The sequence below is a fragment of the Moorena sp. SIO3I6 genome (assembly GCF_010672095.1).
The window spans coordinates 81,843-93,543 of record NZ_JAAHHU010000027.1 but is presented as its reverse complement, the minus strand read 5'-3'; the positions used below and the strand labels follow the sequence as shown (position 1 = coordinate 93,543).

Here is an 11,701-nt window from a genome sequence, read left to right as displayed (position 1 = left end):
TCTCCCTACTCCCTACTCCCTACCCCCTCCTCCCTACTCCCTACTCCCTACTCCCCAGCTCCCCTACTCCCTACTCCCTACTCCCTACTCCCTACTCCCTACTCCCTACTCCCTACTCCCTACTCCCTACTCCCTACTCCCTGTTCCCTATGCAATAATAACGATAGACAACAATGGGGGAGTCATGAACATGAGCGAAGTTGTGTTTTTGGTTGAGGAAGATCCGGAAGGGGGTTATACAGCCAGAGCTTTAGGAGAATCTATATTTACTCAAGCAGACACGTTAGATGAGCTGAGAACGATGGTTCGAGATGCTGTTGAGTGTCATTTTGAAGGTAGTGATAAAGATGTAGTGGTTTCGCTACGGTCTGGTAAAGGTAACAGGATCTAAAATCACGAATTGTTTACCACTATAGCAGTTCTCAAAGATCTGACTCCCCATCTCCCCAAACTTCCCATCTCCCGATCTCCCCAGCTCTCCATCTCCCGATCTCCCCAGCTCCCCAGCTCCCCACACTCCCCACACTTCCCACACTCCCTACTCCCTACTCCCTACTCCCTACTCCCTATTTCCCGTCGATAGCGAGCACGTGCTGGTGTCCCCCAGCATACTTGCTGCTCTGGGATATTACTAAACACACTGCTGCGAGCACCAATTACGGCATTGGCTCCAATTTGGACACCGGGCGCAACGAAGCAATCGGTGGCAATCCAGGCTCCGTTACCAACATGAATCTCACCTGTGATTAACCCAAATCTTGGGTCTTTGATATCGTGACTACCGGTACAGAGGTAACATTTTTGGGAAATAATGCAGTGACTACCAATGCGAATCCGATCGATGCTGTAGAAAACCACATCATCCCCAATCCAACTGTAGTCACCAATTTCTACTTTCCAGGGGTAAGTAAAACGAGCAGTGGGTCGAATAACGACATTATTACCAATCTTGGCTCCAAATAATTGGAGCAGCCATCGGCGGAAACCATTGAAGTTATGAAGACTTAAGGGAAATGCGATCGCTTGCACCAACCACCAGATTAAGACTAACCAACTGGGACGCCCTCGGTCAAATCGAGATGAGTCGTATTTGCTTAAATCTACTAAGGGGGCTATTTCTAAAGCTGGTGGTTTACTTAAGTCAGTAGTCATATATTGGTTTGGTTGAAGGTTATCTGTCAGAATTAAGAATTAAGAATGTAGAATGTAGAATTAAGAATTAAGAATTAAGAATGTAGAATTAAGAATTAAGAATCTATAAGGCAGAATCTAGAATGTAGAAGGCAGAAGCCAGAAGGCAGAATCTAGAATGTATAATTTATAATTCTACATTCAAAAATGTTGTTCGCCTTTGGTATTCGCGTAGGGTAGATTATCTGTCAGAATGCATAATTCCAAATTCTACATTCTTAATTCTACATTCTTAATTCCCGATTCCCGACTCCCGATTCCCGATTCCCGACTCCCGATTCCCGACTCCCGATTCCCGATTCTTCATTCTTCATTCTTCATTCTTCATTCTTCATTCTTCATTCTTCATTCTTCATTCTTCATTCTTCATTCTTAATTCCCAATCATGCTCTCAAATAATAATGAAGACTCGCTCCAGTACGACCAGTGATAATCCAGACCACCGAGCGCCCTACATCCCGTAGCACTGGCAGCCAGGATTCCTCAGGCTGCTGGGAAGGAATGGCGACAGGAGTGAAGGCAATACCCTGACTGCCGAAAATAAAGAAGGCGATCGCAATCGACCGACGCATATGAAAGTCTGAGGTGATTAGATAGACATGGTGGATATCATGGGTTTGGAAATCTTGAACCAGGGAGGTAAAGTTGGTGACGGTATCGATAGCACGGCGATCAAGATTTACTCGCTGATCAGGAATACCTGCTTCCCGAAAGACCTTTTGGGCTTGTGGGGTCGGCTCTCCAGAAGAGACCCAAATATCAAGGTTAGGATGTTGCTGAGCAAACTCAGCTGTAAATTTTTCCCGTGTGATATCTCCACCGAGGGTCAGAATCACCTCAGGAGTGGGGGATTGGAGATGGGCGAGCCCTAAGCGAATGGGAATAAAACTAACAGCAATACATAGGATGCTAAAGGTAAATGCTACCCGCATTTTGCCTAGGGTTTTGCGAGGGTAGCCAAAGCCAGGTTTATTGGTGAAACGTCGGCGTGAAGATAAGTTTCGTTTCATGGCTCAATACAAGGATTTTCCCGTAGGTTGAGTTGTAGGAAGCTTCGGAGCAGGGAGTAGGGAGTAGGGAGTAGGGAGTAGGGAGTAGGGAGTAGGGAGTAGGGAGTAGGGAGTAGGGGTAGGTTTTTTACATTTGGGTCGGGAGTCGGGAATCGGGAGTCGGGAATCGGGAGTCGGGAATCGGGAAAAGCGGGAAATGGGGAGAATTATCCCGGAAATAATTGTGTATTTTGATACAGATTTTTAGGAATTTATACCTAATAAAAGTACATACTCGCCCCTTTGTAAAAAACCTACCCTTGTCAGGTAGGGAGTAGGGAGCAGGGAGTAGAAGAGTCTTGGGGATCCAGTCCGGTCTTGAGGGTTCCCCCCATCTCCCCATCTCCCCGCGCCCCCGCCCCGCGCCCCCGCCCCACACTCCCGATTCCCGATTCCCGACTCCCTACTCCCGATTCCCGATTCCCGATTCCCGATTCCCGATTTGACAATGGTTAAAATTTACTGCTTCTGTAATTTTTCAAATTCAATCAACCGAATAGATAACAGAGTTTCCGCTAGCATCCGTTGAAATGCATAATACCAACCATGCCAACCATCGAAAATTCCGCCCTTAAGAATCAGACAGTAAAATAGGATAATAAAGGGAGCAATAATTTTTTGTTTGCGAATTTTATCCCCTAAACTCAATTCATGTTTGGGTGCCTGTGTAAGCTTTTTGACTTCAATTATCATGTATCGGTCTTGCGCCCACAACCAACGATTTAACGGTTTGCGGTCATCATGATGGATATAAGCAGAGAGTATTGCTGATTTGCCATCTACAATAACTCGATGTGCATGACCATCATCTTGATAAGTTGCTTTTTCTCTTTTGTAGAGTACTTTTCTTGGTGGCAATAAAGTACCATGCAAAGGTTTTCCAAAGATACAATACTTGAATCGAACACTATAACTGTTTAGGTCTGGTGACGTTTGCAAGGTTTGTATTTCACTAATTAGCTCATCTGTTAAAACATAATCAGCATCTAGGGATAGTACCCATTCAGATTCTATTTTTCCTAGTCCATAATTACACTGGGCAGCAAAGGAATCAAACTTTCTTTGAAAGACTTGTAATTGAGGAATTGAATCTAAAATTTCTAAGGTTTCATCTGTGCTGTAACTATCAATTACAACAATTGTCTTTGCCCAGGTAAGCTGTTGAAGGGTACGTTGGATGTTGGGCGCTTCGTTGTAGGTCAGAATGAGTGGGGTAATTTTTTCTAGCATTCCAGATAAATTAATTAGGGTGATTCGGACTGAATTAATGTGCTAGATTACAATATGCTTTGCTTTCCAGAAGTCCAGAGCCAGAGGTTACCTTACTGAATCGGTAAATTAATTTAAATTTTCGGTATTTTTAAAACAACGATTATCAAATACATTTGTGCCTTTACGTGAGACTCATTCATACTTTCAATCGGCAAAACCAAAATCACAGAAGTACATATTCAATATCAATTCAGTTGATTATTTGATCACAGATTTAAATCCTACGATATGTAAAAAATCTATCCATGTCGTGGAAAAGCCATATTTATGTAGTATTTTAACTATCATTTCAATAGCATTTGTGTAACCGTTTTCTTCGAGAAGCTTAAAATGAACTTCAATGAAAACTGCTTTTAATGTTGAGGAGGAAAGAACTGTCTGAATTCCTTTAAGTACTTCTAGTTCAAAACCTTCTACATCTATTTTTATGATATTGGGGTAATAACCCAGATTTTATAATAGAAGATCACCGGTAGTGACAGATATTGTCAAAGTATTTGATGAGGACTTTGATAAGCGATTATTTGGTGAACTTGGATCTTCATCAACAGAAAGCTCGGCTGTTCCAACATCACTACTAAGTGCTGATTCAACTACAGTCAAGTTTGTATAACTATTCGGATTAATAAGCTTTCTACATGCGTTCGCACTCGATGGCGCTGGTTCAACTGCAACGACGTGACCTTCAGTTCCAACAATATCCAAAAATTTCCGGGTATAGAAGCCAATATTAGCTCCTATATCCCACACTGTATCTCCAGATTTTATACTCTCAAGTAACTCTTTATTAAAATGAGCTTCATACTCTTTATTTATTGAGCCAGCAATAGTTTGTATAATTGTTATTCAAAAATAATATTTTCTCAAATTAGAGCGAATTTTAATTGCGAATGGAGACTGAATTAAATACGATGTTATTTTCATAGTACAGTAGTAATCAATAGGCTTAAATTTCAACTAGAATTTGATTGAATAACTCTGCTTGCTTCTGAGTTAGCGCAGGTCTATTTATAATCTCTTGATTTTTTTTAATATGAGATGGATTGAACATGCTAGTGACAATAGCATAGGGAGAATAAATAGATTTGAAATAACCCAGTAAAATTGAATAGATATCTTGAGGCTTTTCAATCGAAAAATTAAAAGTACTACTGAAGTTATTTAAGGAGTCAATACGAACTAAATTATTAAAATTTTTTTGAGAATTTTTTCCTATATTAAACGGTGAATGAACAATGACTTTTATTCCATTTTTATTAAGTTTTTTAATATAAACATAATCTTGTTTTTGGCTGATTTGGCAAGGAAGTTGAATTAGATCAGGGTTCAAATTATTGGTGGCAAAAAACTTGGCGGCTAAATCTAGTGATTGATCAGTCGAGAATCCATAATTTTTGATCGTACCACGTTTTTTTTCTGAATCCAAAAAATTAACTATATCAGTAATGTCATTAGGCGGATTTTGAAAATCGTATCCGTGGAGTAATATATTATCAATATAATCAGTACGCAAAGATTTAAGGCTTTTTTCTAGACTTGTCTTCGCTGTATCTACAGAAAAATCAATTTTTGGTGCAACTTGACTAGCAGCAGACTTAACTAAGGTTTGAGTTTTAGGATTAATACTAATAACTTTTCTGGCTATATTTTTAGATAATCTGATCAGCCTGTTGTTTTTTGGGACAAGACCAAATTTTGTTGTTATTTCTACACTGTCTCTAGGTATTTTATTTTGGACTAAGAAATTTCCTATCCTAGTATAGATTCTGCTTCACCCCAGCCATAAGAGCGTGCAATGTCAAAGTAATTAATTCCTTCTTCGTATGCAATTTTTAGTGCTTGAATACTTTTACGCTTGTCAACTCTACCTAATATAGGAGCGCAACCGAAACCTAGTTTAGTTGTTTTCATATTAGTAATACCTCAATTGTAGAAATAAGCGATCGCGTTGAATTGGTGGTAAAGCTTTATGGAAACAAGAGGCATCTTCTAGAAAGCATTTTCCTGCTTTTCCTTGAATTGTTATGATATCCTCTTGGGGGTAATATTGCTGTATTGTTTTATCTGGACATCTAGCACTGCGAAGAAGCATTGATATTTTTTTATTTTTATGGCTAGACTTGACGAGGACATGGGCACCACTATTAACATCTACATTGGTTAAGTAAAAACTAATGTATAAGAAATTAAATCCATGAATGTCGTAATGATAATCAATAGTTTGTGACTGTATTCTTCTTTCTTCTGAAGATAGGTTATTTGCAAAGCTCCACCATAATCTTACATCACATTTTTCAGGAAAATAACCGAGATATTTTTCTGAAATTTCTAGCAATAAATCATCATGTCTAAGCCGATATATTTCATTTATTTTCAGTGGTTCATCTAGATCTGCCATAGCAATTGTATGTTTTGCTTTGAGATGAGTAATATATTCCTGATAAGTAAATGACAGATTTAGTGATGCGGTAGATAAGGGCAATTTTTTAGCATAATTTACTATAGAAGCTAATGATTGCTCATTTAATTCTAGTTGATCGTAGTAAGAGTCTTGCTTGATAGATTCAACAATCCTATAAATATTGAGATTATATTTTTGAATTATTTGGCTTGTAAAGCTTATTTTTGTTTGTGGTTTATTTATAATTTGTATAAGTTTTTTATACTGAGAATATAGACCTCTAAATAACCAAAATCTGCCCAGTATATATTCAAAGTTACCGTTTTTGATTCTTGTAAAAATAATCCGATAGTCTAATTTAGGGTTATCAGATGTATATACTACTTTGTCGATGAAATTGTTCATATTTATAATCTTATATTAATTAGTACTTTAAAGTTGATGTTTCTGTCTCTTTAATAAAGATGATAACTCAATCCTCAAATATATTCTTAGAAAGGTTTTTGATGAAGAATAGCTTGATAAATGTCAATCAAATTAGCTGCAATCCTTTTCCATGTGTATTGTTCAAAGATAAGTTGACGAGCGCGAGTTCCCATTTCTTTGGCTTGTTGGGGAAATTGCAAACACTGGGTTAAAGCATTGGCAATAGCATCAGCATCAATATCAACTACATATGCAGCGTCAGCCTTCGCAGCTTCTGGAAAATTACAGCCTGTGGTAATAACACAAGGTAAGCCTGAAGCCATACCTTCCAGCACAGACATACTAAACCCTTCAGAATAGGATGGGGCAACATAAATACTAGCAGCAGCAAGAGCAGCATATTTGAGAGAGCCTGTTAGCATCCCTGTAAAAGTAACAGCATCGAGGCAACCTGCGTTAGCAAAGTAGTCTTTAGCCGTAGATAAGAAACCAATGTTATCAGGACCAGCAAGAATTAGGTGAGTGTCGGAAAATTGAGGGTGTATCTTACCAAATGCTGTGGCTAGCAAGTCTAATCCTTTTTTGGGGTCGATACGTCCTAGGAAGAGAATCAGAGTTTTGTTACGAGTAGCTGGAAACTGTTGATAAAAAAGTTCCGGATTAGGGAGTTCTTCAAAGTCTTGACGGTGGATGCCGTTAGGGGCAATAGTAACAGGAGTTTTGAGGTTGAGGGGTTTAATTTGTTCCGCTTCCGTAGAGGCTAGCATTTGCAGTGCGCTAGCGTTTTGGAGAGCAGGCTTTTCTAATAGAGTGTAGTAGATACGTTTTTTCCAGCCTTTATAGGAAAGTGCCCAAGGGTCAAGCATGCCGTGGGGGATAATAACATAAGGGATATTATACCATTGACAAGCCCAGTAAGCAGCTAGGTTAGGAACTGAAAAAATTGCATTAGTTTGGACTAAGTCATAATCGCCGATGTGTTGGAATAGCCACTTACTAAGGGAAAAACTAAATTTGTAGTCTCCAATCCCTTTGTAAGGAAAAAACTGCAGGCGATAATTAGTTTTAGGTAACCAGGTTTTGATAGGGGCTTCTATCACCTCAGAACCATTAGCATTAGTGGCTACCAGGTCAACAGTAATGCCTAAGTTACCCAATGCTTGAGCTAGTTCCACTACGCATTTAGATGTACCCCCATAAACAGCCCCTAAAGCAGGAATAACAATCAGAAGTTTCATCAGTAATTAGTGATTAGCTAAGGCGTATTTAGCAGCTTTTATCAACCCTTCAGCAAAATAGTCCGGAGAGAATTTCTGGATGTGTTCCAGGGCGGATTGACTGATATTGTCTAGGTCAATTTCCCCTGAACTTACCTTAAGCATTAACTTAGTTAGCTGTTGCTTATCATAGGGATTAAAACCAAATCCATTGATACCTTCAACTACTAAATCTTCAAAACAGCCACAGCGATTAGACACTAGCACTGGTAAGCCAGCCGCCATAGCTTCATTCACAACTAATCCCCATTGTTCGTGAGTACTAGCATGGATAAAGCAGCCAGCGTGAGCAAAATAAGGCAGAAGTTCTTGTTGTTGTAAAAAACCAGTTAGATGAATAACCTTAGTCAACCCTAAGTCTTTAATCTGTTTCTCAATTTGAGAGCGCATTGAACCATCCCCACACAGGACTAAATCCCAAGCCCTGTCTTTAGCTATTTGACGATAGGTAGCGTAGGCTGAAATTACAAAAGGGAGATTTTTCTTAGGTATAAAGCGATTGATAGCCAGGAAGTAGGGCTTGTTTAAAGGAGGTGCCAGAGATTTAATTTTGTCGGGATGGAAAGCATCATTACCTACGACATTATAGCCGCAAAAAATGGCTTCCTTAGGTACTCCTAATTTGATCAAGTAACGTTTTTGTGGTTTTCCGCCCACTAAAGCCGATTTATACCGGTTAAGTAGCCAGCGCTTTATCGTTTCACGCCACCAAATTCTAGTAAAATCGGTTTCTGTAGTCTCCGAAAGCAAAATTGGTAGTTTACCGTGCCATAAACTCCATACTAAAGTGGCAATCATAGCTGATCCAAAATAGCCAGCAATCACCACCACATCAGGCTGAACCTTCCTTAGGGTAGAGTAAATTTTTGGGAGTAATTGATGATTTTTTACATCCTCTCGCTGCCGGTCTTTAACAATAGAAATTAGCGCAAAAGGAATATTATTTAAGTTAGCTTTCCAGGCATATTCAGCTTCGGATCTTGCTAATTCTATGCCAATCACATTCCAGCCTATTTGATGACAATGCTGGTGTAAGGCACTGACACGGGCAATATGGTAGGGGCCATAGTTAGTAAACAATACTGCGATTTTGAGCACTTGATTTAGATAAAAAAATATATATACTAAATTCTGTTTTAAGTCGCACCTAAATTTTGCGTAGGGTGCGTTAGGGGGGTTTTCATTTTCCGCCTCGTAGCCAGGGTTAGGTTGCTGCCCGTAACGCACCACCGGGTCAAACAGCTTTTAGGAGATGCACCCCTTTTGCCTCTTGTATGCCTTTTTCGGAAATACTTGCGTTTACAACCTAGATCCAAACGCTATAAATGAGATGTAGAAATAAATCTTCCCTGAGCTTTTTTGGATCCGTAGCGTTCTAGCATAAGCACAAACACATATCCAAACAAAGCGGGCCATAATACCAGTAGGGTAAATTCTCTACCTAAGTTAAACGTTAGCCCTAAACAAATCAGAAATAATCCTAACCGCAAGGTGGAATATTGCTGCTTCCAAAGCCTACTCATAAAACTCACCCAGCTAGCCATTAAAACCGCTGCACCCATTGGTCCCAAAATAGGACCAAAATTATAAAATCCTTGTCCAATTAATCCAGTTGAAATAGTAGCAAATACCCCAATGTCATTATCAGCACCACCAAATCCCCTTAAGATAGCATAATCAATTCCAATTAGAGGTTTATTAGCCCATATTGCCCTAGGAATTATATTAGCTGCTTCTGCTAAATAGCGACCTCCGTACGTTAACTTTAGGCTTCCTTCTTGGTAAAATTGATTGATATAACATAGCTCTTCTAGCATATTTAATCCCAAGTGCCCTTCTTCCTCTACTTCTTCTTGGAATTGCGGGGCAACATCTGGATTCAATAATTCATTAAAACCAATGTTACGATAAGTAATAATTAACGTCAGCAATTCATTAATAGCCCAAAAAGTAGCCATGCTAATTAACACCTTTTTCCAAAGCGGATCTGGGGAAAATAACGCATAGCTAAAATAGCCTGGCATAATCACTGCTAGAAGTTGGTTACGGGCTCCCATAAAAATAAAATAGGGCAGTACAATCAAGACAAGCAAAAGATTTAATGTCTTCAATTGACGGCCCATTGGGAGGGGCAAAAGCACGCCAAAGAAGGCACAAACTAGGGTATAAACATAGGCTGCGGAAGAAACGATAAATCCATCACCACCAGCAGCAGCGGCTCTTCCCCACATCTGCCGTCCCACACGAGCTCCAAGTGGAAATAAAGCAGTGAAAATATCGCCGTTGAGACGGCTAACACCATATCCTAATAAACATAGCCAAACAAAAGCTAAAACTATTAAAAGTTGCTCAGGATTAAAGGCAGTAAATTTCCAAGCAGTATGGTAGTTTTTAAGGAATCGGCGAGAAAGGGAAGGGATTACTAGGCGAAAAGTGATTAAAAAAGTAATTATTTGCCAATAACAGTATTCTAGTATTAATGAATCAAACTGCAGAAAATTTTCAGGGGTGTAAAATAGTTCTACAAAATACCAGGCTCCAATAGTGGCATACACCGCCAGGGCGGGAATACTCCAAGCTCGTTTGTCTCTGACTAAAAACGCTTCAATGACTAAGATAAAAAGTAGGCTTGAAGCCATGACATAAATAGGGACAAGGGCTTCGGGAAACCCTACAGAATCAGTCATTAATCAAAACAATAACAAAGGGAACAGGGAACAGGGAATAGGGAGTAGGGAGTAGGGAGTAGGGAGTAGGGAGTAGGGAGTAGGGAGTAGGGAGTAGGGAGTAGGGAGTAGGGAGTAGGGAGCAAAAATTCTCACAATTCATTTAGGTACCCTATATGTTGCAGATTTTGTTGGAGTTGGGACAAACTAAATTGAGAGAGATTTGTGGAGTTTTGAGCAAAATACTGCAATTGTTGAGGGTGATTAAGACACCATTGCAAGGTTTGAGAAATCGCTTCTCCTGAAACCTCTGGTAAGATCAAACCATTCTCTTGATCTTTCACCACTTCTCCACAATATCGGGACACTATCAGGGGTAATTTCCAAGCTTGAGCTTCTAGTTGAGTTAAACCAAAGCCATCGGAAAGGGTAGGGAAGAGAAATACATCTGCTTGTTGATAATACTGGCTGGTGGCACTGCGAGGAACGGAACCAATCCAGCGCACATTTGGCAAGTTTTGTTGGGCTGGGGTGAGGGTAATCCCTACGGATCCTACAATCTGAAATTCAATGGGTTCGTTTTGTAATAATCTAGCTGCTTCCAGCAGGGGAAAGATACCTTTACGTAGGATAACTTGTCCGAGGAATAGCACTCTGAGGGGACGCTGAGGGGAAAAGTGTTCTGGATAGGTGCGCACAAACCCTTGAGATTGGGTAGGTGCTTGGTAAGCTAAGGGAATTACGGCAATTTTCTCTGAGGGTACCCCAACTTGTTGTAGGGCTTGGCTAGACCAGGTGGAGTTAACTAAAATCCGGTCTGCCAAATGACATTCTTTTTGCCAGTTAGTCCAATAGTCTGGGGGTGCTGGTTGCCAGGTTGATTGATAATGGGGATATTGGCGGTGGGCTTGGGCAACAATTTTTTCTTCGACAATTCCTGGATCTATTTGTCCGAGGACAGTGCGCCACCCTTGAGCTTTGGCAAATTGTAATAGATCTAAGGCTGCGTAGCTGTAAGTAAAGAGGATGGGAGGTTTATTAAATTTTGGAGCAATTTTTGCCAGATAGTTGACAGCGTTTTGTTGAAACCAGTGATTACGGGCAATAATTTGTTCCCAACCACGCACTTTTTGCAGACGTTGCTGGATTTCTAGCTGAATCAAGGAATTGGTAAAGGCGTGAGTGGATGCTTGAGCAAGATCTGGGTGGAAGCGATCGCGTAAACTGGTGAGTAGGTTTTTGGGTAGATAGTTGAGGGGAGATTGGGGGGTAATCCAAGCGTCTGTGATTAGGTGAGATAGATTACCTTGCTGATGTAGGGATCTGGGGATTGCGTAATGTTCTCTTGCTCCGATTTGACAGCAGATCCACTGATGAGATTGTTTAAACACAATTTTAATTATTATCTAATTGGTATTT

The 11,701-nt window shown here is 40.0% G+C and carries 16 protein-coding genes and 1 pseudogene; 4 read left to right on the top strand and 13 right to left on the bottom strand.

The window, feature by feature from the left end; translation table 11 throughout:
• Both F6K49_RS10530 and F6K49_RS10525 read left to right on the top strand, forming a co-directional pair.
• On the top strand, window positions 1–391 hold a 391-nt coding region (locus tag F6K49_RS10530; RefSeq protein ID WP_293096393.1), incomplete at its 5' end, for a hypothetical protein.
• Window positions 392–400: 9 nt separating this feature from the next.
• Window positions 401–583: a hypothetical protein gene (locus F6K49_RS10525; RefSeq protein ID WP_293096390.1), complete on the top strand. Its 183-nt coding sequence runs from the start codon at window positions 401–403 to the stop codon at window positions 581–583.
• Here F6K49_RS10525 and hpsU read toward each other — a convergent pair.
• On the bottom strand, window positions 553–1,152 hold the full coding sequence (hpsU, locus tag F6K49_RS10520) for a hormogonium polysaccharide biosynthesis acetyltransferase HpsU (RefSeq protein WP_293080974.1): 600 nt from the start codon (window positions 1,150–1,152) through the stop codon (window positions 553–555). The two genes, F6K49_RS10525 and hpsU, sit on opposite strands and share 31 nt — an antisense overlap.
• 232 nt (window positions 1,153–1,384) lie before the next feature.
• On the opposite strand from hpsU, the gene F6K49_RS10515 reads away from it, so the two are divergent.
• Window positions 1,385–1,567, top strand: a complete 183-nt coding sequence (locus F6K49_RS10515) for a hypothetical protein (protein WP_293025373.1) — start codon at window positions 1,385–1,387, stop codon at window positions 1,565–1,567.
• Window positions 1,568–1,574: 7 nt separating this feature from the next.
• Here the strand turns inward: F6K49_RS10515 and F6K49_RS10510 are convergent, their stop codons facing one another.
• Window positions 1,575–2,201: a YdcF family protein gene (locus F6K49_RS10510; RefSeq protein ID WP_293080971.1), complete on the bottom strand. Its 627-nt coding sequence runs from the start codon at window positions 2,199–2,201 to the stop codon at window positions 1,575–1,577.
• Between the two features lie 127 nt (window positions 2,202–2,328).
• The gene (locus tag F6K49_RS10505) at window positions 2,329–2,583 is read right to left on the bottom strand and encodes a hypothetical protein (protein WP_293025371.1); all 255 of its coding nucleotides are present in this window, start codon (window positions 2,581–2,583) and stop codon (window positions 2,329–2,331) included.
• Between F6K49_RS10505 and F6K49_RS10500 the strand changes: the two genes are divergently transcribed.
• Window positions 2,559–2,696: a hypothetical protein gene (locus tag F6K49_RS10500; protein ID WP_293025370.1), complete on the top strand. Its 138-nt coding sequence runs from the start codon at window positions 2,559–2,561 to the stop codon at window positions 2,694–2,696. The genes F6K49_RS10505 and F6K49_RS10500 overlap by 25 nt on opposite strands.
• Window positions 2,697–2,699: 3 nt before the next feature.
• Here the strand turns inward: F6K49_RS10500 and F6K49_RS10495 are convergent, their stop codons facing one another.
• The 10 genes and pseudogenes from F6K49_RS10495 to F6K49_RS10450 all read right to left on the bottom strand — a co-directional run bounded on the left by F6K49_RS10495 (window position 2,700) and on the right by F6K49_RS10450 (window position 11,673).
• A complete protein-coding gene (locus F6K49_RS10495; RefSeq protein WP_293025369.1) occupies window positions 2,700–3,470 on the bottom strand; it encodes a glycosyltransferase family 2 protein in 771 nt (256 codons plus the stop codon).
• Between the two features lie 240 nt (window positions 3,471–3,710).
• Window positions 3,711–4,328 (bottom strand): annotated as a pseudogene (locus F6K49_RS10490) (FkbM family methyltransferase).
• Window positions 4,329–4,458: 130 nt separating this feature from the next.
• A complete protein-coding gene (locus F6K49_RS10485; protein ID WP_293025402.1) occupies window positions 4,459–5,217 on the bottom strand; it encodes an aldo/keto reductase in 759 nt (252 codons plus the stop codon).
• A 44-nt stretch (window positions 5,218–5,261) separates the two neighbouring features.
• Window positions 5,262–5,423, bottom strand: coding sequence for an aldo/keto reductase (locus F6K49_RS10480; protein WP_293025368.1), 162 nt, complete (start codon window positions 5,421–5,423; stop codon window positions 5,262–5,264).
• 1 nt (window position 5,424) lies between these two features.
• Complete coding sequence (locus F6K49_RS10475; protein WP_293025367.1) at window positions 5,425–6,318, bottom strand: phytanoyl-CoA dioxygenase family protein; 894 nt, start codon at window positions 6,316–6,318, stop codon at window positions 5,425–5,427.
• A gap of 86 nt (window positions 6,319–6,404) precedes the next feature.
• The gene (locus F6K49_RS10470) at window positions 6,405–7,577 is read right to left on the bottom strand and encodes a glycosyltransferase (RefSeq protein ID WP_293025366.1); all 1,173 of its coding nucleotides are present in this window, start codon (window positions 7,575–7,577) and stop codon (window positions 6,405–6,407) included.
• 6 nt (window positions 7,578–7,583) lie between these two features.
• A complete protein-coding gene (locus F6K49_RS10465; RefSeq protein ID WP_293025365.1) occupies window positions 7,584–8,714 on the bottom strand; it encodes a glycosyltransferase family 4 protein in 1,131 nt (376 codons plus the stop codon).
• Between the two features lie 221 nt (window positions 8,715–8,935).
• Window positions 8,936–10,303, bottom strand: coding sequence for a hypothetical protein (locus tag F6K49_RS10460; protein WP_293080964.1), 1,368 nt, complete (start codon window positions 10,301–10,303; stop codon window positions 8,936–8,938).
• Window positions 10,296–10,445, bottom strand: a complete 150-nt coding sequence (locus tag F6K49_RS10455) for a hypothetical protein (RefSeq protein WP_293080961.1) — start codon at window positions 10,443–10,445, stop codon at window positions 10,296–10,298. Before F6K49_RS10455 ends, F6K49_RS10460 begins: the two co-directional genes overlap by 8 nt.
• Window positions 10,435–11,673: a glycosyltransferase family 4 protein gene (locus F6K49_RS10450; RefSeq protein ID WP_293080958.1), complete on the bottom strand. Its 1,239-nt coding sequence runs from the start codon at window positions 11,671–11,673 to the stop codon at window positions 10,435–10,437. Before F6K49_RS10450 ends, F6K49_RS10455 begins: the two co-directional genes overlap by 11 nt.
• Window positions 11,674–11,701: the final 28 nt, after the last annotated feature.